We start from the raw sequence: 22,426 nt of genomic DNA, 5'->3' as shown, positions 1-22,426 counted from the left end.
GTTGCACTAGGATGTGGGGTGGGCGTCGCCGCTGCGGTCGCCCGCCCTGGCGGCAGCCGTCTTGCCGGGAGCAGGCTTGGCCGAACGGGGCTTGCGGCCCTGTCCCTGCGGCCGGGCGCGCTCGATCGCGATCGACAGCTCCGACACGAGCGTCGCGAAGGCCATTGTCAGGGTTTCGGGTCGCGCCACGACGACCACGTCGCAGGTCCGGTCCGCCTGCGCAGCGAGCGCCTGCTGCGCCGCGACCCGCAGACGCCGGCGGATGCGGTTGCGCTTGACGGCGTTGCCGACCTTGCGCGACGCGGTCAGACCGAGGCGGAGCCCCTCGCCGGCCGTCCCGTCGCCGCCCTCGCGCGATGGCGCGTCGAGGACCTGGACCGTGAAGGCAGACGAACGAAAACGGCGGCCTTGATCGGCCGCCGCCAAAAATTGCTTGCGTTCCGTCAGACGGGCGAGGCGCATGGCGATTGGCCAGTCTTCCGGAAAAAGCGCTCGCGATTGAGGCGCGCGGGAATCACGCGCCCGTCACTCAGGCCGAGAGCTTCTTGCGGCCGTGAGCGCGACGCGCCGCGATGACCTTGCGGCCGCCGACGGTCGCCATCCGGGCGCGGTAGCCGTGGCGGCGCTTGCGAACCAGCTTGCTGGGTTGATACGTTCTCTTCACGGTCCGTCTCCGGGGCCTTGGGGACACGGCGGTCGCAGCTTCCCGAGGGAAACGTGGCCATCCGAGCCTGTCATGCAAAAGGTCCGCGCGGCCGGTGAAGGCTGCGCAAGTCGCGGGCTTATGACGGATGACCCCGTCCAAGTCAATGCCGAACGGCGCCCCTGCGACGAAGCTTCGCGGCACTTTTCGCGCGCTTCGCGCGGCGACCGCGCTTGCGCTGGGGCGCCTTATCCCCGATATAGCGCCCGGGAGGTTGGCGAGGGACGTCTCACTCGCCAACCGGGTCAGGTCCGGAAGGAAGCAGCCCTAACGAGACCGAACGGGTCTTCGTCCAGCCTCCCACCTTTGCGCCCGGGCGCGGGGCCGCTGCCGCGGTGCCTTCCCGGCGATGCGCGCCCTGCTCGTCACATGCTGGCCTCCGGCTCTCCTGATCACGGCGCGCCGCTTCCACAGGGGCGTTGACCCTCGCGCGGCGAAACGCCAAACCAGACCCATGAGCGACGACACACATGCAAGCCCTCCCGCCGACGAGCCGGGCTTTGCCGGTTTCGACCCGGCGCCCGTCGTCGCGCCCGCGGCGGCACCGGTGATGTCCGCGACGACGCCGGTCTCGCCCTATCGCGTGTTGGCGCGAAAGTACCGCCCCGCCCATTTCGGCGACCTGATCGGCCAGGATGCAATGGTGCGCACGCTCACCAACGCTTTCACGGCCGGGCGCATCCCGCAGGCCTGGATGCTGACCGGCGTGCGCGGCGTCGGCAAGACCACGACCGCCCGCATCCTGGCGCGGGCGCTGAACTACCAGACGGCCGATGGCGGCGGCGCGCCGACGACCGACCTGCGTGAGTTCGGCGTCCACTGCAAGGAGATCATCGAGGGCCGGCACATCGACGTGCAGGAGATCGACGCGGCTTCCAACAACGGCGTCGACAACATCCGCCAGATCAACGACGCGGTGCGCTACGCCCCGGTCTCGGCGCGCTACAAGGTCTACATCGTCGACGAGGTGCACATGCTCTCGACGGGGGCCTTCAACGCCTTCCTGAAGACTCTCGAAGAGCCGCCGCCGCATGCGCGCTTCATTTTCGCGACCACGGAAATCCGCAAGGTGCCGGTGACGGTGCTGTCGCGCTGCCAGCGCTTCGATCTGCGCCGCATCGAAACCAGCGTCTTGATGCCATACCTCAATAACATCTGCCGGCAGGAAGGTATCGAGGCCGACGAGGAGGCGCTCGCTGCCATTGCGCGCGCGGCCGAGGGCTCGGCGCGCGACTCGCTGTCGATCCTCGACCAGGCCATCGCCCATGCGGCGGGTACGATCACGCTCGAGGACGTGCGCTCGATGCTGGGGCTGGCCGACCGGGCCCGCGTCATCGACCTGTTCGAGGCGGTGATGAAGGGCGATATCGCGGCGGCGCTGGGCGAGCTTCGCGCACAGTACGATGCCGGCGCCGACCCGAGCGTGGTGCTGACCGATCTCGCCGAATTCACCCATCTGGTGACGCGGCTCAAGCTCGTGCCCGACGCGGTCAAGGACAACAGCCTGGCCCAGGCCGAGCGCGTGCGCGGCGGCGATTTCGCCCAGCGCCTGTCGATCCGCATTCTCGCGCGCACCTGGCAGATGCTGCTGAAGGGCCTCGCTGAGGTGAAGCAGGCCGACCGGCCAATCATGGCCGCCGAAATGGTGCTGGTGCGCCTGGCCCATGCCGCCGACCTGCCGACGCCCGACGAGGCGCTGAAGATGCTGCGCGACGGCACCGGCGCTGCGCCGTCGGGCCAGGGTGGAGGTTCGGGCCAAGGCGGCGGAAATGGCAGCGGCGGACATGGCGGATCCTCGGCGCCGCGCGCGGTTTCGGGCGGTGGCAACACGGCGCTGGCCGCGCGGCCGATCCTCGCCAGCGCCAATCCGGTGCCGGCGATGGCGGCGGTGCCGCGCGCCCAGGCGCAGCCGGCGGTGATGGTCGCCTCGCTGGAGGATGTCGTTGCGCTCGCCTCGCAAAATCGCGACATCACGCTGAAGCTCGCGCTGGAGCGCGATGTCCGGCCCGTGCGTTTCGAGCAGGGGCGGATCGAATTCTCGCTCGCCGCCGGCAGTTCGCGCACGATCGCCACCGATCTGTCGCGCCGCCTGAAGGAATGGACCGGCCAGACCTGGATGGTCGCCGTGGTCAATGGCGAGGGCGGCGCCACACTGCGCGAGCAGGCCGAGGCCGTGAAGGGACAGCGCGAAAGCGATGCCGCCTCGCACCCGGCCGTGCGGGCGGTGCTGGAACGCTTCCCGGGCGCACGCATCGTCGATGTGCGCGATCCGCGGGCGGCGGAAGCGGATATTCCCGCCGTCGCTGCGGTTTCCGACGAATACCTGCCCGACGGCGAACCGCTCTTCGACGATGCGGAACCCGATTTCGACGGCATCGATTTCTGACCACTGATAGGGAGACGACCCGATGCGCGACATCATGGGCCTGATGAAGCAGGCGCAGGAGATGCAGCAGAAGATGGCCGATGTTCAGGCCGAACTCGACACGATCGAAGTCCAGGGCGCTGCCGGCGGCGGCATGGTCACGGTGACGATGACGGCCAAGGGCGCGCTCAAGGCGGTGAAGATCGACCCCTCGCTGATGGTCGCCGACGAGCGCGAGATCCTCGAGGACCTGATCGTGGCCGCCAGCAGCGACGCCCGCAGCCGCGCCGACCGCGTGATGCAGGAGCGCATGGCCGAGATCACCAAGGGCCTGCCGATCCCGCCCGGGATGAAGCTGTTTTAGTCTGCAGGCCGTCATGCCCGGGCTTGACCCGGGCATCTCTCAGTCGAGATACATCCTGCAGGAGATGGTCGGGTCAAGCCCGACCATGACGCGAGTTTCCCGTCCATGTCCCGTGCCATCGCCGGCCCCGAGATCGAGCGGCTGATCCAGTTGCTCGCCAAGCTGCCGGGCTTAGGTCCCCGCTCGGCACGGCGCGCGGCGCTGCATCTGGTCAAGAAGCGCGAGGCGCTGCTCGGCCCGCTGGCCGAGGCGATGGCGGTTGCCCGTGAGCGCATCGTCGTCTGCTCGACCTGCGGGAATGTCGACACCAGCGATCCCTGCTCCCTGTGCCGCGATCCGCGCCGGGACGACGGCCAGATCGTTGTCGTGGCCGACATCTCCGACCTCTGGGCGCTGGAGCGCTCGGGCGCGGTCGCGGGCCGCTATCATGTGCTCGGCGGTGTGCTGTCGGCGCTGGACGGGGTCAGGCCCGAGCATCTGGCGATCGATGCGCTGGTGACGCGCGCGTCGGACCCGGCCGTTCGCGAGATCATCCTGGCGCTCAGCGCCACGGTCGACGGCCAGACCACGGCCCATTACATCACCGATCTCCTGGCGCATCTGCCGCTCAAGGTGACGAAGCTCGCCCATGGCGTGCCGGTCGGCGGCGAGCTCGACTACCTCGACGACGGCACGCTGGCCGCCGCGATCCGCCAGCGTACGGGCTTCTGACCCGTCCTCAGAACTTGTAGGCGGCGCTGGCGCGCAGCGCGTGGGTCGTCGCGTCATGGCGGACCGCCAGCCCGAGCAGCGGCCCGCGGGCGGCCTGGGTGCCCTTGCCGAAGTCGGTGTAGCGGTATTCGGCGCCGAAGATGAGGTTGTCGGTGTAGGCGAAGTTGACGCCGGCGCCCGCCGTCCAGCCGGTGCGCGAGCGATCCGCGCTCTCGGCCAGTCCCGTGACGGTGTTGGCCGCGTGAAAGCCGATCTCGGTGAAGGCCGCGCCGCCGGTCGCATAGATCATGAAGCGGTCGAGCGCGAAGCCGACGCGGCCGCGCAGCGAGGCCTGCCAGTCGCGCGTGACCCGCGCCGCGATACCGGGCGCGACGAGCTCTTCCTTGACGTGCAGGGCCTCGACATCGCCCTCGATGCCGAAGACGAGGCTGCCGGTCTGATAGTTGAAGCCCGCCTGGATTCCGCCGAGCGCAGAATCGGCGCTCTGGCGAAAGGCGGCGCCGTTGAAGGCGCGCCCGAGGGTGTCGGAGAGATTCGAGCGCTCCTGTCCCCAGGCGTAACCCGCCTGAAGGCCGAGATAGGCGCCCGTCCAGGAATAGAGCGCCGGCAGCGCCGGAGCGGGCGGCAGCAGATGCGCGGACGGCTTGTCGGCCGCGGCTGTCGGAGCCAGCGCGCCGAGAAGCCCGCCGCACAGGGCGATCAGGCCGACCAGAACGGCTCTCGGTTGGATCGTCATCACGGCCTCGACTCGTCAACGAAACAGGGTGGCGCAGAGACCCGCATGGGCAGGCCCATGCGATGATCAGAAAGCATTAAGGTTAACGATCGGCTAAACCGGACCGGCAGACGGCTTGCCGGGAACCTTCGCGCCGCAGCCCCGTTGCTTGCCGGTGCCGCCGCGGCCAAGCTGATGCGGTGGTGGAGACGTCCCTGAATGTCCCTGTTGAAACGGATAACGGGCGCGGCCGGTGTCGGGGTCGCGCTGGGTTATGTCGCCGAGGCTGTCACCAGCCGGCTGTCGCGCCCCAAGCGCGAGGCCGCCCGCGGGCGTATGGCGCGTTCGCCCTGGCAGATGACCTGGCTCGGCTGGACGGACGTGCTGCGGCGCTTCGGCGGCAATGTCGCCGACAACCGGATCAGCTCGCTCGCCGGCGCGGTCGCCTTCTTCACGCTTCTGTCGCTGGTGCCGGCGCTGTCGCTGCTGGTCACGATCTATCGCTACCTGACCGACCCCGCGACCATCGCCGAACAACTCGACGCTGTGACGACAGTGTTTCCGCAAGCCGCCCGCGAACTGATCCACGAGCAGGCGATGCGGCTGGCGTCGCAGAACGTCTCGGCGCTGTCGCTCACCTTCCTGGTCAGCTTCCTGGTGGCGGCGTGGTCGGCCAATGCGGCGGTGAAGGCCGTGTTCGACGCGCTCAACATCATCTATCGCGAACAGGAGAAACGCAGCTTCTTCAGGCTCAACGTCATCTCGCTGGCGACGACGATCAGCGGCGTGGTCATGATGGTGGCGGCCCTGACGGTGATCGCCAGCCTGCCGGTGGTCACGGCGCTGTTTCCCTTCGCCTATGAACTCGAACGCCTGATCCGTCTGGTGCGCTGGCCTGCGTTCTTCATCGTAGCGACGCTCTCGATCGCCTGCCTGTACTGGATCGGGCCGAGCCGGCAGCGGGCCCGCTTCGTCTGGGTGATGCCGGGCGCGGTGGCCGCGGCCCTGCTCTGGGCGGCAGCCTCCTGGGCGTTCTCCTGGTATGTCGGAACGCTCGGCAACTACACGGCCACCTACGGCTCGCTGGCGACCGTCGTCGTGTTCATGACCTGGCTCTGGCTGTCGGCGATGATCGTCCTCGCCGGGGCCGAGCTCAATGCCGAGCTCGAGCACCAGACGGCGCACGACACCACGACCGGGAAGCCCAAGCCGCTGGGCCTGCGCGGAGCGACCATGGCGGACCGGATCGGTCCGCCCGCGGGATAGCCCGCCGCCATTTTGCACCAGAGCCCGAATGTTCCTCGGCGCCGTTCGCGCCGTCCGCCCTGACGGAGACCCCATGCTCGACCCCGACAGCACGCGCCACGAAGACCTGCGCAGCGGCAGGAGCCCCTGGCTCGCGGGCCCGCCGCGCCCCGACAGCGAGGGCTTGCAGGCGGATACGCGCTGCGACGTCGTCATCGTGGGGGGCGGCATCACCGGAGCGCTCGCCGCCGAGCATCTGACGGCGCTGGGGCATGACGTCATCCTCGTCGACCGGGAGCGCGAGGGCTTCGGCAGCACGGCGGCCAGCACCGCCATGCTGCAGTGGGAGATCGACCTGCCGCTGCGCACGCTGGCGACGCTCTACGGCTTCGACAAGGCTGCAGATGTCTACCGGCGCAGCTTCAAGGCGGTCGAGGGCCTGCGCGAGCGCGTCGCGCAGCTCGACCTCGGCTGCGCCTTCCTGCCCCGCGACACCGTCTATCTCGCGGCCGGCGATGTCGGGCCGCGCGAATTGCGCGATGAATGGGTCCTGCGCGAGAAGGCCGGGCTGCCCGGCACGCTGCTGGACCATGCGACGCTGCTGGGCGCCTATCGCTTCGACCGGCAGGCGGCGATCGTCTCGCCGGGCTCGGCGGAAGCCGATCCGCTCAGCCTCTGTCATGCGCTGCTGCGCGTCGCGGCCGGGCGCGGCGCGCGGCTGATCCGGGACGAGGCCGTCGCGTTCGATTCGACGCCGACCCGCGCCACCGTGCAGCTCGACTGCGGCCGGACGATCGAGGCCGGCCATGTCGTGCTCGCGACCGGCTATGTCATGCCCGACTGCGTGACCAGCGACCTGCACCGCGTCGCCTCGAGCTGGGCGCTGGCGACGCTGCCGCAGGCGCCGGAGGTGCTGTGGCCCGGCCCGGCGCTCGTCTGGGAGGCGTCCGAGGATTATGTCTACTGCCGCACCACCGTCGATGGCCGCATCATCATCGGCGGCGAGGACGAGGACGACGACGACCCCGACCAGCGCAAGGAACGCGGACCGGCCAAGACGCAGGCGCTGCTGGCCAAGCTGCAGGCCTTGGTGCCGGACGCCGCGCCCACGCTGGGCCATGCCTGGTCGGGCGCCTTCGGGCAGACGGTCGATGGCCTGCCGCTGATCGGGCCCGTGCCGGGGCATCCGCGCATGCTCGCGGCCTATGGCTACGGCGGCAACGGCATCACCTTCAGCTTTCTCGCCTCGCGCATCATCGGCGCGCTCATCGGCGGGGCGGAGGCGCCCTGGTTCCGGCATTTCGCGATCGACCGGCCCGACCCCGCCGCGCTCTGAGGCGTGGCGGTTGCGGCCTTGCAATACCGTGTTTGCAGCCCGCGGAGGCGACAAGCCGCGCCGGGCCCGCCATGTGTCGTTGAGGCGGCAGAGGGCCGCGGACGACGGAGAGGGCTGCCATGGTCACGGTCGCTGACAACACATCCACCCCGCCTGCTGCGCTGGAGGCGCGCGACGCGCCGTTCTGCATCGGCGCGGTGACGCTGCGCGTGCTCGACCTCGCCGGACTGACCACCTTCTACCGGGACGGCATCGGGCTCGCCGTCATCGAGCAGGGGGCTGCTTTTGCGACGCTGGGCGTCGACGGCGAGGTTCTGGTCCGGCTGGAACAGGGCGCCACGCGGCCGACATCGCCGGCGGGGCTGTTTCACCTGGCGATCCTGCTACCGAGTCGGAGCGCGCTGGCCGACTGGCTTGCCCACGCCACCGCCATGCAGCTTCCGCTGGAAGGCGCATCGGATCACCTCGTCAGCGAGGCGATCTACCTGTCCGATCCGGAAGGCAACGGCATCGAGATCTATCGCGACCGACCGCGCGCCGAATGGCCACGGCGGGCCGGCGCGATCCAGATGGCGACCGATCGCCTCGATCTGAGGGCGCTGCTGGGCGAGGCCCGGCCAGGCCGCTTCTCCGGTCTCGCGAGCGGGACGCGCATGGGCCATGTCCATCTGCGCGTCGGGGATACGGCGGCGACGGAGCGCTTCTATGGGGATATGCTCGGCTTCGAATTGATGGTGCGCTATCCGGGCGCGAGCTTCCTGGCGAGCGGTGGCTATCACCATCATATCGCCGGCAATGTCTGGCAAAGTCGCAGTGCTGGACCGCGCCAGACCGGCGAGGCGGGGCTCGACCATTTCGAGATCATCGCCCGCGACCCGATGAGCTTTGATGCGATGCGGGCCCGAATGCTCGCCGGGGGTGGGACTGATCTCGCCTCGGGAGTGAGCATTGCCGACCCCTGGGGCAACCGCCTAGTGCTGACGCTGCGTTAGTCGCGCGCCGACAGGCTGGCCGCGTGCTGTCTAGGGTGCGGCGGGCCGTGCCACTGCGGTCGATACGAAACTGGCGATCTCGCGGGTCGAGAACGGCTTGCGCAGGAAACGCACCTTTCGCAGGGGTTCAGGCACATCCGACGGGGTCGAACCCGAGACGAACGCGAAGGGCGTCCCCCTCTGCAGGAGACGCTCGGCGACTTCGAACGTCTTGCCGCCGACCACGTCGATGTCGAGCAGGGCGCAGGACAGCTCTGCGGCTGCCGCGCGCTGCGCCTGCGTGACGGAATCGACCACGATCAGTTCCGCCGCAGCGCCGAACTGCTCGGCAACGGCGGATTCGATGTCCATGGCGATGAACGGATCATCTTCAACAATCAGGATGCGGATATCAGACATGACCTCCCGCTCCTCCTCTACTCTGCCAACGCATGACGTTATCGCAGGGACAACGTCAAAGCGCCGGCTAAGGTTCCTGGGCCGAGGTCGCGGCAACCTCAACGATCATCCCATTCACCTCAATTTGAACGATCAAGGTTACCGGAACGGTAAGCCTGAAAATCCGGCCGTCCTCAACGACGCCGAGCGGGCCGCACCAGCGTCAGCTCGAAGCCCGTCACGCCCAGCGCAACGTTGACGCCCCGCGAGCCCTGCAGCGAGAGCGGCTGCAGCGTGACCGCGTTGTTGTCGCCGCCGACGAGCAGGTTCGCGCTGCCGCCCACGCCAGCTGAGGCTCCGGCGGTGGCGCCACCGTACCGGCCCGCGAGCGCGCCGAGCGGAGCTCGGGCATAGGGACCATAGACACGCCAGGACATGGTGCTGGCGCGGATCGTGCCGAGATCCAGGCCGAAATTGCGGACCACACCGACATAGCGCTGAGCCGGGCCGCGGCGCGGCGAGAAGGTGCAGTTCATCGGGCGCTGCGACGTCACGACCAGGCCGATCCCGGCTCCGACGTTGCAGGTCAGGCGGCCCGCAGGAGCGCCGGACTGCGCGGATGAGGGAAGGCTGGAAACCAGAAGGCCGGCTGCAGCGACAACAGCTGCAAGAACGGGCCTGGAACAACGCGTGGTCATCGGAAAGCTCCTGACATGAATCTGACCTTCAAACGCCTCAGGGCGGGCACAGTTCCGCGCAAGCTGGAACTGGTTAACATCTGCCGCGTTGAGTGTCCCGTCACAGAAAGAGGGTTGCCGTCGTGAGCCGGATTTCGGGATCTGCCCACATCGCGTCTCGTTCCCGCTCGACGGGCGACGCGCCACAGTTCTGGGAGCTGGAAAAGCTCATCCAGGCCGGGTTGGCGCGCGAGCTGGCGCTGGATGTCTTGGCCGCGCGGCGGTTTTGCCGCGAGTACGGGTTGACCGGCCGCATCGTTGGCCGCGTTCCGGACGCCACGGCGCGCCCTTCGACCGTCGAGATTCACTGACAGAAGCGGCTCGACGCCGCCCTCCGTGGCTGGATGTCGATGTGCAGATGGTTGGCGTGGGCGGCATCGGAGCCGGGTCCCAGGCTGGTCATGAAAGCGCCGCAGGCCGACTGCCGCAGCGCGTCCAAGAACGCGCCATGGCCCGGGCCTTCGGGCTTCTCGACGACGATGGTTCCTGCCGCCTTGCCGGCCCCGACCATGATGGCGAAGATGTCGAGCGCCTGGCCGGTGGAATGCTCGCTCAACGGCCCGTTGGCGGCCCGGTTGCGACGCCGGCATTCGTGCCCGCCCCCGACCCGCAAGGACGTCAGGTCCTGCGAAAAATAGCCTTTGGCGAGCGGCTGGACGCTGATCTCCAGCCATTTGGCCACCGCGAGCGCCATGGTGCAGCTCAGCGTCACCGGGGGCAGCAGCGCAATCCGCTGGCGGCCGGGGCCGATGCTGATCGCTTCGACCTCGACCGGCTCGACCACGGTGCAGGCGGAATCCTTCGTCGGCGGGATCGTCACGGCGCGTACAGCGGTGCCGTAAGCGGCCATGAGCGACGCGATGCAGCCCGAGGTGGCTGGAGCGGCAGGCCTCGTTTCGCCCGGCGGCGGTGTCTCGGGCGGCGTTACCGCGCCATCCGGAGCGGTGTCCGGGGTGGCCGACGGCGCTGGAATCTCTGGTGGATCGACGCGTGGCAGCGACAGTTCGGCCGGGCGCCGCGGCGGCAAGAGAAGGACCAGCGCGCTGTCGGCGGAGGCGCGGCTGGCCTGCCCGTGACGCGGCGCGGCGTCGCGGTGGGGCGACGCCCATCCTTCGGCAGACGACAGCGACAGCGTCAGCGTCAGGACCAGAGCGCTCGCCATCGGCAGACGCCCATGCACCTTCTCTGGGTTGGCCGCGACGGTCAGATGTCGACCGCCGACGCGGCGGTCACGGCGAGTGCCGTCACTCCAGCCAAGGCGATCGACAAAACCTCGGCGATCATGGTCCCATGGGGGACAAGGCCACCAAACAAGGCGGCGCCGATCGAAGCGGCGGCGATCCAGGCGGCGATCGAAGTCATAGCCATGGCTTGAACCTCCCTCGATGCCGGGCAAGCACCCGGGCCGAGCCCATCCGTCGCCGGTTCGAACGCCCGTCGACGCGGCTTGTTCCGCGCGCCGTGTCCGCTCGATGACTGAACCCCGGTGAGACGCCGCATCCTTGTCGGCCGCGGCGTCTCACCCGGACATGCAAAAGCCCGCGACGGCGGGCGTCGCGGGCTCGTGACAAACGCGGAAGCCGAAGCTCAGGCGGCCTTGCGACCGGCCCGACGGTCGAAGAACAAGGCCTGGCTGATCGCCGCCTTGACCGCCTCGGGCTGGAACGGCTTGGTGATCAGGAATGCGGGCTCCGGACGATCGCCGGTCAGGAGGCGCTCCGGATAGGCGGTGATGAAGATCACCGGCACGTCGATCGTCGCGAGGATCTCGTTGACTGCATCGAGGCCCGAGCTGCCATCGGCGAGCTGGATGTCGGCCAGCACCAGACCGGGGCGCTTCTTGGCTACGAGCGCGATCGCCTCGCGCTGGGTGCGGGCAACGCCGGTGACCGTATGGCCGAGTTCCTCGACCATGGTTTCGATGTCGAGCGCGATGATCGGCTCATCCTCGATGATGAGCACGTCGGTGGCGACCTGCTCGGCAATCTCCTGGCCGGCCGTCTGGACGAGAGCGGCTGCCTCGGCCGCCGAAACGCCGATGATGGCGCCAACTTCGTCGATCGAGAAGCCTTCCACGGTCCGCAGCAGGAAGGCCTGGCGCGGACGCGGCGTCAGCGCCTCGAGGTTGCGCTCCACAGATGAGCGGTTCAGCGTCACCGGCGCGCCTGGATCGGCTGTGTTCAAACCAACCGACGACCACAGGCCCAGGAAGGTCCTGTAGAGGCCGATCCGCGGATCGACATCGCGCGGGAAGGTCGAGGGGTCGAGCACCAGCGCCTCCAGCATGGCCACGACATAGGCATCGCCACCACTCTGGGTACCGGTCAAGGCGCGAGCAAATCGCCTCAAATAAGGCAGATGTGGCGCAATTTCCTTGGCAATCGACATGAAAACGTCCTCTTTAAACGTGCCGGAAATGAGCACCGCAAAGCCCGCCGTGACAAGCATTTTATTTTTCGTTCGAACCGGAACCTTTTGTGGGAACGCCTGTTTAAGGGGAGTACGAGTGTCGGAAATCGCCGGTTGGGGGTGTTCGACCGGATGTTTGCGTCACCGGGGACCAGCTGGAAAAGCGGCCCTTTTTTGGCATGAGGGCTGAGATGAACATGACGGATTCAGCGGCGGCTGCGCCCGATGATGGAGCCGACTTCGAGCCCGAGGTCATGCTGGATCCCAGGGTCCAGGAATCGATCGGCCGCTCCCTGAAGGCGCATTACGACGACATCGTAAACGCCCCCGTACCGGACAAGTTTCTGGTGCTGCTCGCCCAGCTCGAGGCTACCGAACATCGCGCTGCCGGAGCATCGACCGATGAGCTCAACTGATTTCAAGGACGGCCTCATCAAGGAAATCCCGAACCTGCGCGCCTTCGCGGCGTCCTTGTCGGGGTCGATGCAGCTCGCCGACGATCTGGTTCAGGACACCCTTCTGAAGGCGTGGGGCAATTCCGAGAAGTTCGAGCCGGGCACGAGCCTGCGGGCCTGGCTCTTCACCATCCTGCGCAACACCTATTACTCGCTCTACCGCAAGCGCGGCCGCGAAGTGCAGGACAGCGAAGGCACTTATGCCGAGCGCATGGCGACGCCCGGCAATCAGGAAAGCCACCTCGACCTCGCCGATTTCCGCAAGGCGCTCGCCAAGCTGCCGGAGGAGCAGCGCGAGGTCCTGATCATGGTCGGGGCCACGGGCCTGTCCTATGAGGAGACGGCCGAAATCTGCGGCGTCGCGATCGGCACGATCAAGAGCCGGGTCAACCGGGCGCGAACGAAACTGGCCGAACTGCTCTCCATCGGGGGCCTCGAAGACCTCGGGCCGGACCGCAAGAGCGCCGCGGCGATGCAAAGGGTCGGCTCCGAAATCGTCGGGCCCTGATGCACCTCTCGCGCTTTCCCACCGTTCGGGGGCGGCTTCTCGCTTTGTTGGTGGCGATCGCGCTGCCGATCGCCTGCGTGACGGCGCTGGCGGCGCTCACGACCTATCACAGGGTGATCGCCGCGATCGAGATCGCCCAGTCCCGGACGGCCGATGACTTCGCCGTTCGCACGCGGGTGTGGCACCGCGGCGCGCTCCGAACCGTGCTCGCGGCAGGCTCCGTGATTGCGGGCAGCGGCACGCAGGGCACCGCTTGCGAGGTCCAGGCCCGGGACATGCTGGCGCGCATTCCCGGCTACCGGGCCGTCCGCTTCGTGCTCGGCGAGGGCCGAATCTGTTTCGCGTCGGTGGATTCCGGCGTGACCGAGGCCGACATGGCCAGCATCGCCGGACGCTTGGCCAAATTGCCACGGTCCGTGAGCCGGTCGCTGAAGGGCCTGCCGGCCGCGCGCTTCGACCGGGTCGTGCTCGGTGGCCGAGACCATCTCGTCAGCCAGGTCGGACCGATGAACGACGGGCTCCTGCAGGACGGATTGCTGCTCGCCGACCCCGACCTGCTCGACCAGGTCTTCGAACTCGGCGGCAGTGCCGACGGCGTCAACGTCGCGCTGGTTTCACGTGGCGAAGCCGTGGTCATGCACCGCGGCGAGCACGGAACCGACGATGTCTCATGGTTGCCCGAGCAGCAGGCCTTCCCCAGCGATGGCCAGCGCTGGGAAGCGTTCAGCCGCGCTGGAATAGGCCGCTCCTACGCCGCGCGACTGGTGACGGAGCCCGACCTGTACGTCATTGCGAGCTTCAGCCAGGCGCCAGAGGCCGCGGCCCGCATGCAGTTCATGGCGCTGCTGATCGCACCGATCCTGACCCTGGTCCTGCTCGGCCTGGTCTATCTGCGGGCGATCGACCAGCATTGCATCCGCTGGCTGCGCGGCATCGAAGCGGCGGCGCGCGCCCGCTCGACCCAGCAACCCCAGGCCAGGGCCCCGATCGCCGACGAGATGCCAAGCGACATGCGCAGCGTCGCAGAGGCCTTCAACACCATGGTCGACGAACAGGAGGTCCGCCAGCGGCGCCTGCAGACGGCGCTCGACGACAACCGTTTCCTCGTACGGGAGCTGCATCACCGCGTGAAGAACAGCCTGCAGGTCGTGCAGAGCTATATCGGGCTGACCAAGCGCGACTACCGCGACGAGGCAAGGCTGGCGCTGGCCGACGCCGAAACCCGCGTGCATGTCCTGTCGGCGGCCTATCGCTTCACGCTCGCGGATGGCGAGATGCAGCCGGTGCGGGTCGATCTCTTCATCGAAGACGTCGTGACGATGATCACCAATCTCGTCCGCAATCGCGACCAGTGGGTTTCCAGCCGCCTCAACACCAAGGCCACGCTCTCGGTCGATCGGGTCATCCCGCTCGGCTTCCTGGTGGTGGACGTGGCCTCCCGCGTGCTGCGCAGCACCCCTGGGGTCAGCGTCACGATCATCGTCAGCGATGTCGACGAGGCCACGCTCGAAGTGGCGCTCGAGGCCGATCGCGAGATCGCACCGACCGAGCCGCCGAAGATTTTTGCAGGGCTCGTCGCGCAGATCGAGGCGGTTCAGGTGGAACAGGCCCAGGGCCGCAGGCTCGGCAGCTGGCGGATCCGCCACGGCGCCTGAAGCGGCGCGGCGCGCCACTCGCATCACGCCGGAGCGTCGATGGTCTCGATCGTCACGCCGACACCCAGCCCCAGGAAGGAACCGGCCAGGCCGGTAAAGCTGCCGGAAACGGGCGACGCGTCTTCGGGGACGCGCGCGACGGCGACGCGCAGCAACTGCCGGTCGGCGACGAGGTTGTTGGTCGGGTCGAATTCCACCCAACCGTCTCCGGGGATGAAGACATCGGCCCAGGCATGCGTCAGGCCGACCGTCGAGACCAGGCCCGCAGAATTCGGGGTCCGGTCATGGATGTAACCCGTCACGAAGCGGGCCGCGAAGCCCATGCGACGCGCCAGCTCGATGAAGAGCCAGGCATAATCCCGGCAAGACCCCGATCGCTGGCGCAGCGTGTCGGCGGGGTGCTGCGTTCCCTCGTCGTAGCGCAGTGCATAGGTCAGTCCAACCGAGATGGCCTGGGCGAGATCGCGCAGAAGATGGCCGGTGCCCTGGCCGATGCGCGCCCTGAAATCAGCCAGCCACTGATCGAGCAGATGATCGGGATCGGCCGCGGCATGATCGAGATAGGGCTGCAGGACGGCGCGCTCGCCCTCCGTGTAAACCACTCCGGTCATCCCCGTCGTCTCGATCTCGGTGCGCGGCAAGGCGGAGCCGAAGCGCTGGACCACCAACTCGCTGACGATGTCGAGCGTGTCGGCGGGCTTCTCGAAATTGGCGATCGCGACGGAATTGCCATAGGCGTCGTGCATCCAGCGCAGGCGTGCCGACGGCGAGATCGACAAGGCTGTATCGACCACGCGCAGATCGAAGCTGTCACGCGGCCGCAGCATCAGGCGATGCGGCCCGAACGTCACCGGCCCGCCATAACGGTAGGTGGTGGAGTGGCGAATGCGGAGATACATGGGGTTTTCCGGAGCCGGTCGGGCTGGCGTCTTGATCAACGGCTTGGTGCGAGACAAAAACAAGCCGCCCGGAGGCGGCTTGCAAGTCATGGCGCGAGGGAAGCGCCATCGGTTGAACCCGGAAGGGGCCTGAAAGTTCCGGTACGAGAATCCGGTGGGAGGCCGTGAGCCTCAGCGCAGGATGACGCGCCCGGCGGCGGGAAGCATCGCCTGCTGCGAGCCGGCGATGGCACGCCGCGTGACATCGACGCTGCGCTGCGCGGGATCGACGGCAGCGAGTCGCGCGTCGGTCGGCACCTGGCGCTCGATCTTGGCCTGGGCCACCGCGGCGGAACTGGTGCCCTGGGTGTCCTGCAGGCCGGAGCCGAGGGTCAGGGCGAACACGGCGGCGCCCATGAAACCGAAGAACAGGCCGGCGCGCTTGATGGGGGCAAGGCTGTTGTTCAACATTCTGTTTCTCCCGACGCCTTGGCCGGACGACACTGGCCGGCTTACGGGATGTTAACGCGAAGATAACGGACGGGTTCCGTGCTCAGGCGGAGCGCGCGTCGCTTGGTCATCACATCGGCGCGAGCGTCGGCGTCAGGTGGTTTCGTCATTATCGGCCAACCGACCCTTGAACAGGCGCCAGAGCGACTTGCCGAGACGGCGCGAAGTCAGATGCGCGCCCGCAAGGCGCTTCTCGAGGGTGATCTTGCGGTCATGGTATTCCTCCAGACCCGGGCGGTGACCGACGCTGATCAGCGTGGCATGGGCGAGTTCGGCTTCGAACAGGCCGAGCAGCGCATTCTGGCTGTCTTCATCGAGGGCCGAGGTGGCCTCGTCCATGATGATGATGTCGGGCCGCTGGATGACCAGCCGCGCGAAGGCGACCCGCTGGCGCTCGCCGCCCGACAGGATGCGATCCCACTTGTCCTCGTCGTCGAGGCGCTTGGCGAGGTAGCTCAGGCCGCAGCGCCGCAAGGCCGCGACCACGACCTCGTCGGGCACCGGCTTGTCGGCCTCCGGATAGAGCAGGACCGTCCGGAGGCTGCCGATCGGCAGATAGGGCTTTTGCGGAACGAAGGCGATCGACTTGCCGCGGGGAACGGCGATCGACCCCGAGCCCCAGGGCCAGAGGCCGGCGAGCGCGCGGATCAGGGTGCTCTTGCCGGTGCCGCTCTCGCCGACGATCAGCACCTTCTCGCCGAGGCCGATCACGACCGATGCGTCGGTGATGACCGCCCTGCCATTGCTGTGGGCGATCGAGAGCCGGTCGAGATGAATGGCGCCGTCCTCGCTTTCCTCCAGCGAGATGCGCGTCTCGCCTTCCATGATGGTGCCGATGTCGAGGCCTTCCAGCGCCTCCTGCAATTCGTCGACGCGGGTCACCGAGGCAAACCATTCCGCCAGCCGGACGAAGTTGTCGACGAACCAGATCAGCGCCGCCTGGACCGCGCTGAAGGCAGCCACGACCTGCATCACCGCGCCCAGCGAGACATCGCCCGCCAGATATTTCGGCGCGATCAGCAGCAGCGGCACGATCGGGAACAGCGCGCCATTGGTGTTCAGCACGATGGCGATGACGCCCTGTTGGCGGATCACCCGCAGCCAGGCGGCCAGGACCCGGCCGTAATTGTCACCGACCGAGCCGCGCTCGTCGGCATCGCCGCGGATCAGCGCGATGCTCTCGGCATTCTCACGCAGCCGCGTCATCTCGGCGCGGAACTGCGCCTCGGCCTCGTTCTTGGCGGCGATCCGCGACACCAGCGGCCGGCCGGCGAAATACGCCGCCAGCGAGGCGACCACGGCGTAGCCGATCGCGGCTAGCGCCATGTAGCTTGGGATGACCACCTCGACGCCGCCCAGGGTGAAGCGGGCCGAGCCAGCGACATGCCACAGGATGGCCGCGAATGTCGCCGCCGTGACGGCCGCGCTGATCAGCCCGATCGCGAATTCCACGAGCGGTTCGATGGCGAGGCGCACATCCTCGGCGATGCGGAACTCCGGCGCCGCCTGCTCTTTGGCGACGAATTGCAGCCGGTAGTAGCGCTGGTCGGCGATCCACCAGCCGGCGAGGCGCAGCGTCAGATATTCGCGCCAGCGCGCCTGAAGCAGCATGCGGCTGATCACCAGCGCCGACAATGTCGCCGCCGAGACCGCAACCAGCAGCGGGAGCCAGGCTGCGATGCTCCAGGCCGCCGCGACATCGCGCTTTTCGAGCGCATCGAAAAACAGACGATTCCAGGTGTTGACGCCGACGGCCGTGGCGATCTGGGCTGCGACGAAGGCCAGGACGGTCACCGTCAGCCCCCAGGCGCGCAGCTTCGTCGGGCCACTCCAGAAAGGGAGGGCCAGGGCAAAGAAGCGGCGCATGCGCGACCGTCTGGGGACGCGCGTCTTATGAGGCATGGAAAGGTCTCTCCGGCGATGACGGCCGTGTCGTCAAGCGAGCAAGGGCAGGCTGCACGGACACGGCCGCACGCGGTCGATGGCCTTTGCGGCTGCTGCCGTAACGTTCAGAGGGGACAACGGTTCCCGCCCATACCGGCTATACCGCGATCGGCTCATGACAAAACCGCCCAATTCGATATGGAGAGGATGACGGTGCTCCGCATGCACCGGCCCCGCTCCGGGAGATCGAGCGAGACGATGACGGACAGCGCCCTCCCCAACGGCAAAACCGGCGTGCCCTGCCTGGCCTGCCCGTTGCGCCTGAAACCCGCCTTCAAAGACAAAAACGATGCGGAAATCCGCTTCATCCAATCGATGAAGATCGAACATCGCCAGATGCCTGCCGGCGCCGACATCATCCATCCCGGGCAGGAGGATGCGGAACTCTATACGCTGTTTTCAGGCTGGGCCTTCCGCTACCAGCTGCTGCCGGACGGTCGCCGCCAGATCCTGAACTTCCTGCTGCCGGGCGACCTCGTCGGGCTTCAGGCCTCGCTGCTGAGCGCTGCCCAGCATGGCATCGAGGCGCTGACCGAGGTCGAGCTCTGCGTCTTCCCGCGACGACGCGTCTGGGATCTGTTCGTCCAGATGCCGAGCCTCTCCTACGAAATCGCCTGGCTCGGTTCACGCGAGGAGAGCCTGATCGACCAGAATCTGACATCCGTCGGCCAGCGCAACGCCGGGGAGCGGATCGCCGCGCTGGTGATCTCGCTGTACCGGCGGGCGGAAGCGCTTGGACTCGTGGCGGATGAGAGTTTCCGCTTTCCCCTCTCGCAGCAGCAGCTCGCCGATGCGCTCGGGCTGTCGCTGGTCCATACCAGCAAGACCTGGTCGCGCCTGCGCAAGGCGGGCCTGTTTGCGATCCACGAGGGTCGCCTGAGGCTCCTCAATCCGCGCCTGACCTCCCGGATGGCGCTGCTCTATGAGCGGGAGGTCGCGCCCCGACCGCTGATCTGAAGCCCTGCGCGCGCGCCTGGACCCCACCGGAAACGCAAAAAATGCCAGCGCCAGCCACGACTTGTGCGGATTCGGCGTCTTCGTACTCATAAGCACTTGGCTGGCGATGCGACTTGACCCCATATGACGCGCAGTTAACGTTTGCTTTCCACCAAGGTCGTGCCTTTCGGGCCGATGTCAGAGGCCTCATGTCGCTCACCCCGTCTCGCCGTTCCCCGCAGGGGCGTTCGCTGGCAGCCCGTCTCGGGCAGTCCCGCGTCGCCTCGCGGATCGAGGACGAGGTGCGGGTGACAGCTGCCGACCTCGTCGACAGCGTCGCGCAGGCCCGCCTCAAGGTCGCGACCGTGCGCTACAAGGTGGAGGACGAGGTCCGCAGCAAGACGCAGAAGTTCCGCTCACGGGTCAGCGAAGCCCGCGCGAAGCTCGGCGACGAGGCTCGCTTCATCAAATCCTGGATCGACAACCCGTCCCGCACCGGCTCGGTGACGCCGTCGAGCCCGGCGCTGGCCCGGCGCATGGCGTCCTTCGTGGACCCCGCCCTGCCCGGCCCGGTGATCGAGATCGGCCCGGGAACCGGGCCGGTGACGGAAGCGCTGATCGAACGCGGCATCAGCGAGGACCGGCTGATCCTGGTCGAATACAGCCCTGAATTCTGCACCTTGCTGCGCCAGCGCTTTCCGCGCGCCACCATCGTCGAGGGGGACGCCTATGCGCTCTCGACGACGCTCGCGGGGCATCTGCAGGACAAGGCGATCGCGGTCGTGTCGAGCCTGCCCTTGTTCAACCAGCCACCGGCAATGCGCAGCGCCTTGGCGAAGGACGCGTTCACTCTGCTCGTCGACAGCGCGCCCTTCATCCAATTCACCTACTCGGTGGTTTCGCCCGTTCCCCGCAAGGGCTCGGGCCTGAAGGCCTTTGTCTCGGACTGGGTGCTGCGCAACATCCCCCCGGCGCGCGTCTGGGTCTATCGCCAGGCGGTCTGAAGGCGACTGCCATCGCGCGCAGCCCCCTCGGCCCTGGGCGATCCTCAGCGATTATCTGCAAAGAAACCAACTTAATTGTAACGGTTGGCGGTCTATCACCAGATCATCGGCGGCCAGGCGCTCGTCATTGGGGAAAGACGCGCATGCAAGGCGAGACGCTTCGTTTCAGCCTGCCGAGATGGCGCGCGACGCGCTGGCTGACCGATGCCGGCTCCGAGGTGCCGACCGATATCCGTGTCGCCCTCATCGGCGGGCTGTTCGGAACGCTGCCGATCTTCGGCGCGGGCGTGGTCAACACCATCGCCGTCTCGGTGCTGATTGCGCTGCGCATCCCGACCTGGCCGTTCATCCTCTGGTGCGCCTTCGACATCCTGTGCTGCCTGGCACGCACAGCCGTCTTGATGATCGCCCGGCGTCGGGCCGCCCGGCAGCAGGAGACACCCACCGATCTCTACATCCTGCTCGGCGTCGCCTGGGCCGCGGGCGTCGGCTTCGGCGCGTTCATCAGCCTGCTCAGCGGCGACTGGGTCGTGGCGACCCTGGCATGCCTTTCGGCGACGGCCATGGTCGGCGGCACCTGTTTTCGCAATTTCGGCGCGCCGCGCATGGCGGGGCTGATGATCATCCTGACGCTGGGCCCCTGCACCCTCGCGACGCCCTTCATGAACGAGCCGATCATGCTAATCGGCCTGATCCAGCTCCCATTCTACATCTACAGCATGTTGCGGGCATCGTTCGGTCTCAACGCGATGCTTGTTTCGACGATGCAGGCGGAACGGGCGCACGCCTTCCAAGCCCGGCACGACGTCCTGACGGGCCTGTCGAACCGCGTCGGGCTGACGCGGGCGCTCAACGCCAGCCTCGCGCGGCAGGATGGCGCCGTAGCGCTGATCTATCTCGATCTCGACGGGTTCAAGGCGGTCAACGACACGCACGGCCATGTCGCCGGCGACCGGCTTCTCCAGCTTGTCTCAGAGCGCCTGCGCCGCCTCGTGCGCAGCGGCGATCTGGTTGCGCGCATCGGCGGCGACGAGTTCATCGTGCTGTCGGAGCAACCCGGAAGCGGCCCGCTCAAACGTCTGGGCGAGCGCCTGATCCGCGAGATCTCCTTGCCTTATGTCCTCGACGAGGGCGTCACGGTGACGATCGGGGCCTCGATCGGGATCGCCCGCGCGCCCGATCACGGGCTCGACATGGAAAGCCTGATGAGCGCCGCCGATGCAGCGCTCTACCAGGCCAAATCGGGCGGCAAGTCGCGCTGCGTGATCGCCGCACTGCCGAAACCGACGCCGGTGACACCTTTGGACACCTGCGCGCAAACCGCATAGGGTTGGGGATCACGACGCCCGCCCGGCATGGCATGCTCGTGATGCGTCACGAGGGCCTTCTTTCTGACATTCTCCTGGCGTGACCGCCCATGAGCGCTGGGGCACGCTTGCGACCGCGCCACCGGAGACCGAGACGCGTGACGGATCTGGCGCGCCTGGTTGGCGACATCGCCCGGGAGATGGCGGACCTGCCGGAGCGGGGCGAGGTCGCGACCTACATCCCGCCTCTGGCTGCGATCGACCCCGGCCGGTTCGGCCTCTGCGTGGTGACCGCCGACGGCGCAATCCATCTGGCGGGCGATGCGCTCGAACCCTTCTCGATCCAGAGCATCTCCAAGGTGTTTGCGCTCACGCAGGCGCTCGGCAAAGTTGGAGAGGCGCTCTGGTCGCGCGTCGGCCGCGAACCCTCGGGCACCCCGTTCAACTCGATCGTCCAACTCGAACGCGAGCAGGGCATCCCGCGCAACCCGTTCATCAATGCCGGCGCGCTGGTCGTGGCCGACATCAACCTCGCCGGCCACGCGCCGCGCGTCGCGATCGGCGAATTGCTGCGCTTCGTACGCCATCTTGCCGACGACGAGTCCATCGTGATCGACGAGATCGTGGCACGCGCCGAGCAGGCGACGGGCTTCCGCAACATCGCGCTCGCCAACTACATGAAGGCCTTCGGCACCATCCGGCATGCGCCCGAGTTGACGCTCGGCGTCTATTTTCACCAATGCGCCATTGCCATGAGCTGCCGGCAGCTCGCCATGGCCGGGCGCTTCCTGATGCATGGCGGGCTGCACGCGCCGGGCGGCGCGCGGATCGTGCCGGCCCGCCGCGCCCGCCGGATCAATGCGCTGATGCTGACCTGCGGCCATTACGACGCCTCGGGCGACTTCGCCTTTCGCGTCGGCCTGCCGGGCAAATCAGGCGTAGGCGGCGGGATTTTGGCGATCGCGCCGGGAAAAGCCTCGATCGCGGTCTGGTCGCCCGGGCTCAACGCCAGCGGCAATTCCCAACTGGGCACTCTGGCGCTCGAGCGCCTCGCCGACGCCACGGGCTGGTCAGTCTTCGCGGAAGCCTGACCCAAAGGCGGTTGCAGGCCGATGCTTAAGATTACCGTGCTGTTTCAGGCAATCAGCAAATCTTAATCATCATGGCGCAAGCTGCAGTCCAGAATGCTCTGAAAAGATGACCGTTGCGACCCTGTCGCGAACAATGGCCGATACGACCCAGGATGGTGGCTGTGCAGCTCTTCCCCGCTTCGA

Annotated in this window: 24 protein-coding genes and 1 other RNA gene; 15 read left to right on the top strand and 10 right to left on the bottom strand. The window is 67.8% G+C overall.

Going from position 1 to position 22,426, the window contains the following annotated elements; genetic code table 11:
- Positions 1-6: 6 nt before the first annotated feature.
- Positions 7-462: a ribonuclease P protein component gene (gene rnpA, locus Q8S38_RS14300; protein ID WP_305681097.1), complete on the bottom strand. Its 456-nt coding sequence runs from the start codon at positions 460-462 to the stop codon at positions 7-9.
- A gap of 67 nt (positions 463-529) precedes the next feature.
- On the bottom strand, positions 530-664 hold the full coding sequence (gene rpmH, locus Q8S38_RS14295) for a 50S ribosomal protein L34 (RefSeq protein ID WP_054142617.1): 135 nt from the start codon (positions 662-664) through the stop codon (positions 530-532).
- 247 nt (positions 665-911) lie between these two features.
- Here rpmH and ffs point away from each other — a divergent pair.
- The 4 genes from ffs to recR all read left to right on the top strand — a co-directional run bounded on the left by ffs (position 912) and on the right by recR (position 4,143).
- Positions 912-1,008, top strand: an RNA gene (gene ffs, locus Q8S38_RS14290) — signal recognition particle sRNA small type.
- A gap of 149 nt (positions 1,009-1,157) precedes the next feature.
- Positions 1,158-3,089 carry a DNA polymerase III subunit gamma/tau gene (locus Q8S38_RS14285; protein WP_305681096.1) on the top strand — a complete coding sequence of 644 codons (1,932 nt, stop codon included), beginning with the start codon at positions 1,158-1,160 and terminating at the stop codon, positions 3,087-3,089.
- A 22-nt stretch (positions 3,090-3,111) separates the two neighbouring features.
- On the top strand, positions 3,112-3,432 hold the full coding sequence (locus tag Q8S38_RS14280; RefSeq protein WP_305681095.1) for a YbaB/EbfC family nucleoid-associated protein: 321 nt from the start codon (positions 3,112-3,114) through the stop codon (positions 3,430-3,432).
- Positions 3,433-3,537: 105 nt separating this feature from the next.
- Complete coding sequence (gene recR, locus Q8S38_RS14275) at positions 3,538-4,143, top strand: recombination mediator RecR (protein WP_305681094.1); 606 nt, start codon at positions 3,538-3,540, stop codon at positions 4,141-4,143.
- Positions 4,144-4,150: 7 nt separating this feature from the next.
- Here the strand turns inward: recR and Q8S38_RS14270 are convergent, their stop codons facing one another.
- Complete coding sequence (locus tag Q8S38_RS14270) at positions 4,151-4,879, bottom strand: outer membrane protein (protein ID WP_305681093.1); 729 nt, start codon at positions 4,877-4,879, stop codon at positions 4,151-4,153.
- A gap of 198 nt (positions 4,880-5,077) precedes the next feature.
- On the opposite strand from Q8S38_RS14270, the gene Q8S38_RS14265 reads away from it, so the two are divergent.
- The 3 genes from Q8S38_RS14265 (at position 5,078) to Q8S38_RS14255 (ending at position 8,431) form a co-directional block, all read left to right on the top strand.
- Complete coding sequence (locus Q8S38_RS14265; protein WP_305681092.1) at positions 5,078-6,124, top strand: YihY/virulence factor BrkB family protein; 1,047 nt, start codon at positions 5,078-5,080, stop codon at positions 6,122-6,124.
- Between the two features lie 73 nt (positions 6,125-6,197).
- Positions 6,198-7,439 (top strand): NAD(P)/FAD-dependent oxidoreductase, encoded by a 1,242-nt coding sequence (locus Q8S38_RS14260; RefSeq protein ID WP_305681091.1) that lies wholly within the window; start codon positions 6,198-6,200, stop codon positions 7,437-7,439.
- Positions 7,440-7,558: 119 nt separating this feature from the next.
- Positions 7,559-8,431 carry a VOC family protein gene (locus Q8S38_RS14255; protein WP_305681090.1) on the top strand — a complete coding sequence of 291 codons (873 nt, stop codon included), beginning with the start codon at positions 7,559-7,561 and terminating at the stop codon, positions 8,429-8,431.
- A 30-nt stretch (positions 8,432-8,461) separates the two neighbouring features.
- Here Q8S38_RS14255 and Q8S38_RS14250 read toward each other — a convergent pair whose 3' ends face one another.
- Both Q8S38_RS14250 and Q8S38_RS14245 read right to left on the bottom strand, forming a co-directional pair.
- Positions 8,462-8,830 (bottom strand): response regulator, encoded by a 369-nt coding sequence (locus tag Q8S38_RS14250; protein WP_305681089.1) that lies wholly within the window; start codon positions 8,828-8,830, stop codon positions 8,462-8,464.
- A gap of 173 nt (positions 8,831-9,003) precedes the next feature.
- Complete coding sequence (locus tag Q8S38_RS14245) at positions 9,004-9,507, bottom strand: DUF992 domain-containing protein (RefSeq protein WP_305681088.1); 504 nt, start codon at positions 9,505-9,507, stop codon at positions 9,004-9,006.
- A gap of 122 nt (positions 9,508-9,629) precedes the next feature.
- Between Q8S38_RS14245 and Q8S38_RS14240 the strand changes: the two genes are divergently transcribed.
- The gene (locus tag Q8S38_RS14240; RefSeq protein ID WP_305681087.1) at positions 9,630-9,857 is read left to right on the top strand and encodes a hypothetical protein; all 228 of its coding nucleotides are present in this window, start codon (positions 9,630-9,632) and stop codon (positions 9,855-9,857) included.
- Here Q8S38_RS14240 and Q8S38_RS14235 read toward each other — a convergent pair.
- Both Q8S38_RS14235 and Q8S38_RS14230 read right to left on the bottom strand, forming a co-directional pair.
- Complete coding sequence (locus Q8S38_RS14235; RefSeq protein WP_305681086.1) at positions 9,851-10,942, bottom strand: extensin-like domain-containing protein; 1,092 nt, start codon at positions 10,940-10,942, stop codon at positions 9,851-9,853. The genes Q8S38_RS14240 and Q8S38_RS14235 overlap by 7 nt on opposite strands.
- Before the next feature lie 191 nt (positions 10,943-11,133).
- Positions 11,134-11,934 carry a response regulator gene (locus tag Q8S38_RS14230; protein ID WP_305681085.1) on the bottom strand — a complete coding sequence of 267 codons (801 nt, stop codon included), beginning with the start codon at positions 11,932-11,934 and terminating at the stop codon, positions 11,134-11,136.
- A gap of 212 nt (positions 11,935-12,146) precedes the next feature.
- On the opposite strand from Q8S38_RS14230, the gene Q8S38_RS14225 reads away from it, so the two are divergent.
- From Q8S38_RS14225 to Q8S38_RS14215, 3 genes are read left to right on the top strand one after another with little or no spacing between them, the layout of a single operon-like run.
- On the top strand, positions 12,147-12,371 hold the full coding sequence (locus Q8S38_RS14225) for a NepR family anti-sigma factor (RefSeq protein ID WP_305681084.1): 225 nt from the start codon (positions 12,147-12,149) through the stop codon (positions 12,369-12,371).
- Positions 12,358-12,918 carry a sigma-70 family RNA polymerase sigma factor gene (locus Q8S38_RS14220; RefSeq protein ID WP_305681083.1) on the top strand — a complete coding sequence of 187 codons (561 nt, stop codon included), beginning with the start codon at positions 12,358-12,360 and terminating at the stop codon, positions 12,916-12,918. The genes Q8S38_RS14225 and Q8S38_RS14220 overlap by 14 nt, the downstream gene beginning before the upstream one ends.
- Positions 12,918-14,573, top strand: coding sequence for a histidine kinase dimerization/phosphoacceptor domain -containing protein (locus Q8S38_RS14215; protein ID WP_305681082.1), 1,656 nt, complete (start codon positions 12,918-12,920; stop codon positions 14,571-14,573). The genes Q8S38_RS14220 and Q8S38_RS14215 overlap by 1 nt, the downstream gene beginning before the upstream one ends.
- Positions 14,574-14,596: 23 nt before the next feature.
- Here Q8S38_RS14215 and Q8S38_RS14210 read toward each other — a convergent pair whose 3' ends face one another.
- From Q8S38_RS14210 to Q8S38_RS14200, 3 genes are all read right to left on the bottom strand, one after another.
- A complete protein-coding gene (locus Q8S38_RS14210; RefSeq protein WP_305681081.1) occupies positions 14,597-15,472 on the bottom strand; it encodes a transglutaminase family protein in 876 nt (291 codons plus the stop codon).
- Positions 15,473-15,643: 171 nt separating this feature from the next.
- Positions 15,644-15,922, bottom strand: a complete 279-nt coding sequence (locus Q8S38_RS14205) for a hypothetical protein (RefSeq protein ID WP_305681080.1) — start codon at positions 15,920-15,922, stop codon at positions 15,644-15,646.
- 132 nt (positions 15,923-16,054) lie between these two features.
- Complete coding sequence (locus tag Q8S38_RS14200) at positions 16,055-17,827, bottom strand: ABC transporter ATP-binding protein/permease (RefSeq protein ID WP_305681079.1); 1,773 nt, start codon at positions 17,825-17,827, stop codon at positions 16,055-16,057.
- 276 nt (positions 17,828-18,103) lie between these two features.
- Here Q8S38_RS14200 and Q8S38_RS14195 point away from each other — a divergent pair, with 276 nt between their 5' ends.
- The 4 genes from Q8S38_RS14195 to Q8S38_RS14180 all read left to right on the top strand — a co-directional run bounded on the left by Q8S38_RS14195 (position 18,104) and on the right by Q8S38_RS14180 (position 22,243).
- Entirely contained in the window at positions 18,104-18,862 is a 759-nt protein-coding gene (locus Q8S38_RS14195) for a Crp/Fnr family transcriptional regulator (protein ID WP_305681078.1), read from the top strand.
- 188 nt (positions 18,863-19,050) lie between these two features.
- The gene (locus Q8S38_RS14190; RefSeq protein ID WP_305681077.1) at positions 19,051-19,845 is read left to right on the top strand and encodes a class I SAM-dependent methyltransferase; all 795 of its coding nucleotides are present in this window, start codon (positions 19,051-19,053) and stop codon (positions 19,843-19,845) included.
- A 143-nt stretch (positions 19,846-19,988) separates the two neighbouring features.
- On the top strand, positions 19,989-21,173 hold the full coding sequence (locus Q8S38_RS14185; protein WP_305681076.1) for a GGDEF domain-containing protein: 1,185 nt from the start codon (positions 19,989-19,991) through the stop codon (positions 21,171-21,173).
- A gap of 89 nt (positions 21,174-21,262) precedes the next feature.
- Positions 21,263-22,243, top strand: a complete 981-nt coding sequence (locus tag Q8S38_RS14180) for a glutaminase (protein ID WP_305681075.1) — start codon at positions 21,263-21,265, stop codon at positions 22,241-22,243.
- Positions 22,244-22,426 lie beyond the last annotated feature (183 nt).

The organism is Allobosea sp. (assembly GCF_030695125.1).
Taxonomy (GTDB): Bacteria; Pseudomonadota; Alphaproteobacteria; order Rhizobiales; family Beijerinckiaceae; genus Allobosea.
This window is presented reverse-complemented; position numbering and strand designations above follow the sequence as displayed.

Coding starts and splice junctions, on each gene's coding strand:
- rnpA (WP_305681097.1), bottom strand. CDS start 462: ATGCGCCTCGCCCGTCTGACGGAACGCAAGCAATTTTTGGCGGCGGCC.
- Q8S38_RS14285 (WP_305681096.1), top strand. CDS start 1,158: ATGAGCGACGACACACATGCAAGCCCTCCCGCCGACGAGCCGGGCTTT.
- Q8S38_RS14280 (WP_305681095.1), top strand. CDS start 3,112: ATGCGCGACATCATGGGCCTGATGAAGCAGGCGCAGGAGATGCAGCAG.
- recR (WP_305681094.1), top strand. CDS start 3,538: ATGTCCCGTGCCATCGCCGGCCCCGAGATCGAGCGGCTGATCCAGTTG.
- Q8S38_RS14270 (WP_305681093.1), bottom strand. CDS start 4,879: ATGACGATCCAACCGAGAGCCGTTCTGGTCGGCCTGATCGCCCTGTGC.
- Q8S38_RS14265 (WP_305681092.1), top strand. CDS start 5,078: ATGTCCCTGTTGAAACGGATAACGGGCGCGGCCGGTGTCGGGGTCGCG.
- Q8S38_RS14260 (WP_305681091.1), top strand. CDS start 6,198: ATGCTCGACCCCGACAGCACGCGCCACGAAGACCTGCGCAGCGGCAGG.
- Q8S38_RS14255 (WP_305681090.1), top strand. CDS start 7,559: ATGGTCACGGTCGCTGACAACACATCCACCCCGCCTGCTGCGCTGGAG.
- Q8S38_RS14250 (WP_305681089.1), bottom strand. CDS start 8,830: ATGTCTGATATCCGCATCCTGATTGTTGAAGATGATCCGTTCATCGCC.
- Q8S38_RS14245 (WP_305681088.1), bottom strand. CDS start 9,507: ATGACCACGCGTTGTTCCAGGCCCGTTCTTGCAGCTGTTGTCGCTGCA.
- Q8S38_RS14230 (WP_305681085.1), bottom strand. CDS start 11,934: ATGTCGATTGCCAAGGAAATTGCGCCACATCTGCCTTATTTGAGGCGA.
- Q8S38_RS14225 (WP_305681084.1), top strand. CDS start 12,147: ATGAACATGACGGATTCAGCGGCGGCTGCGCCCGATGATGGAGCCGAC.
- Q8S38_RS14220 (WP_305681083.1), top strand. CDS start 12,358: ATGAGCTCAACTGATTTCAAGGACGGCCTCATCAAGGAAATCCCGAAC.
- Q8S38_RS14215 (WP_305681082.1), top strand. CDS start 12,918: ATGCACCTCTCGCGCTTTCCCACCGTTCGGGGGCGGCTTCTCGCTTTG.
- Q8S38_RS14210 (WP_305681081.1), bottom strand. CDS start 15,472: ATGTATCTCCGCATTCGCCACTCCACCACCTACCGTTATGGCGGGCCG.
- Q8S38_RS14205 (WP_305681080.1), bottom strand. CDS start 15,922: ATGTTGAACAACAGCCTTGCCCCCATCAAGCGCGCCGGCCTGTTCTTC.
- Q8S38_RS14200 (WP_305681079.1), bottom strand. CDS start 17,827: ATGCGCCGCTTCTTTGCCCTGGCCCTCCCTTTCTGGAGTGGCCCGACG.
- Q8S38_RS14195 (WP_305681078.1), top strand. CDS start 18,104: ATGACGGACAGCGCCCTCCCCAACGGCAAAACCGGCGTGCCCTGCCTG.
- Q8S38_RS14190 (WP_305681077.1), top strand. CDS start 19,051: ATGTCGCTCACCCCGTCTCGCCGTTCCCCGCAGGGGCGTTCGCTGGCA.
- Q8S38_RS14185 (WP_305681076.1), top strand. CDS start 19,989: ATGCAAGGCGAGACGCTTCGTTTCAGCCTGCCGAGATGGCGCGCGACG.
- Q8S38_RS14180 (WP_305681075.1), top strand. CDS start 21,263: ATGAGCGCTGGGGCACGCTTGCGACCGCGCCACCGGAGACCGAGACGC.